This is a genomic window from Candidatus Diapherotrites archaeon (assembly GCA_040755695.1).
GTDB lineage: Archaea > Iainarchaeota > Iainarchaeia > Iainarchaeales > 1-14-0-10-31-34 > JBFMAK01.
Map to the genome: position 1 here is coordinate 1 of JBFMAK010000024.1, position 1,538 is coordinate 1,538.

At 61.8% G+C, this 1,538-nt stretch carries 1 protein-coding gene; it reads left to right on the forward strand.

Features of this window, described 5'->3' with window-relative positions; all coding sequences use genetic code 11:
- Positions 1-256: 256 nt before the first annotated feature.
- Positions 257-1,504: an RNA-guided endonuclease IscB gene (iscB, locus tag AB1467_07435; protein ID MEW6296087.1), complete on the forward strand. Its 1,248-nt coding sequence runs from the start codon at positions 257-259 to the stop codon at positions 1,502-1,504.
- Positions 1,505-1,538 lie beyond the last annotated feature (34 nt).

The window sequence follows — 1,538 nt, forward strand, 5'->3', positions numbered from 1 at the left end:
GTCACCGACCCGACCCCCTGAAGGGGGTGGGCTTGCGGGTATGAGCCCGCAGGCTCCGGTGCACTAGCCTCAGCTGGTGGAGACACCGTCTCCGTCAGCTACGTTGAACAGGTGATCGCACCGGCGGATGTAGCCCTAGTCTGCCGCCTTGCGGTTTTGGATTAAAAGCCCTGGTGGGTTCGGGGCGGTGTCCAAAGCGCAAAAGCCTGTTCAACATTGGCGAAGGGCGCAATTACTCCGAAAGGAGACAGGCTTCATGTTAGCCTATGTGCTCAACAGGCATGGCGAGCCCCTGATGCCGTGCGGTCCCCGGAAGGCCCGGCTTCTGCTCAAGGAAGGCAAGGCCCGCGTCGTCCTCCGGGCACCGTTCACCATTCAATTGCTTCACGGTTCCAGCGGTTACCGGCAGCCGGTTTTCGGCGGCCGGGATCCCGGGCTTACCCAGGGCGTGACCGCGGTGCGGCAAGACGGCGGTCTTCTCTTTCAGGCCGAAGCCAAGTGCCGCCCGGACATCTCCGAAAAACTGGAAGAGCGCCGCGGCTACCGCCGCAGCCGCCGTGGCCGCAAGACCCGCTACCGCGAGCCTCGGTTTGACAACCGGGCCAGGCCCGGAGGCTGGGTGCCGCCGTCGATCCGGCAGCTCAAGCATGAGCACGACAAGCTGTGCTCCCTGGTCGAAAGCATCCTGCCCATTACGGCTTGGGCGGCGGAGCTGAACAAGTTCGACTTTCAGAAAATGGAAAACCCCGGCATACAGGGCGTCCAGTACCAGAACGGCCCCCGGAAGGGCTATTTCGACGTGCGGGAATACGTCCTGGAAAGGGACGGCTACGCCTGCGTCCTTTGCAACGGCACGGGAAACCGCAAGCTCTTCCGCTTGCGCGGGAAGTCAAACAGGCCCAAAAACCTGGTCACGCTTTGCGGGGACTGCCATGAACGCGCATCCCGGGGTGAAATCGCCCTTCCCGCTTTGTTTCAAAGCTATCGTTGGGCGGCCAGAGTGAACGTCATGCGGGCGCTGTGGACTTTTTCAGAAAGGCTTGTTCCGGTTTCGGCGGAACAGGCGGCCGGCTCCAGGGAAGCCCTTGGCCTTCAAAAGTCTCACGTTAACGACGCTTTGGCCGTGGTTCATGCCGCCTTCGGGATTGTTCCCAAACCCGGGGGCGCCGGACTATTCCGGGGCCGCTTTGTCCGCGCCAAGAACCGCCAGTTGCACCGCGCCAATCCGGCGAAGGGCGGCAAAAGGCCCAATGCCAGCGCCAACAGATACCTTGTCAGCAAGTCCAGTGTTCGGATTGCGAAGTATGACTTGGTGGAGTATCGTTCGCACGAAAAGCATGTCGTGGGTTACGTGAACACCTTGCGAACCAAGGGAACGGTGCGCATAGCCGACGCCTTTGGCAAACAGCTTGCGGGCGGCGTGAGCGTTGGCCGCTTGCGCAAGCTGCAAAACGCAAGCACATTAATTTGGGAGGTGAAGCGCCGTTTCCCCGCCGCCCCCTGAAGGAGGCGGGTACCCACGGCGCGATTGTTATGGT

Coding starts and splice junctions, on each gene's coding strand:
- iscB (MEW6296087.1), top strand. CDS start 257: ATGTTAGCCTATGTGCTCAACAGGCATGGCGAGCCCCTGATGCCGTGC.